General features: G+C 37.0%; 1 pseudogene. It reads left to right on the forward strand.

Going from position 1 to position 235, the window contains the following annotated elements:
- Positions 1-235, forward strand: a pseudogene (locus tag KVT34_RS31225) (ATPase); the annotation flags it as partial.

Raw genomic sequence — 235 nt, forward strand, 5'->3', positions numbered from 1 at the left:
TATGTGAATATGGCGGCCGTTGCCATTCAAAATGCGAACAATTTAACTCATAAGGTAAACCTTATTGCTGAAAAACAGCTTTTGCTTGATGTGACACGGGATCTATCTATGTGTTCCTCCATGCAAGAGAGTCTTGACACTTGTTTTTCATATTTGGGAAGGGTTTTAGGTAATATAAATATCGGGGTTTATTTATTAGGGCCTTTAGCTGAGAAAAGAATGAGACCAGAAAAAT

The sequence above is a fragment of the Paenibacillus sp. GbtcB18 genome (genome assembly GCF_019091125.1).
Lineage (GTDB): Bacteria > Bacillota > Bacilli > Paenibacillales > NBRC-103111 > Paenibacillus_F > Paenibacillus_F chitinolyticus.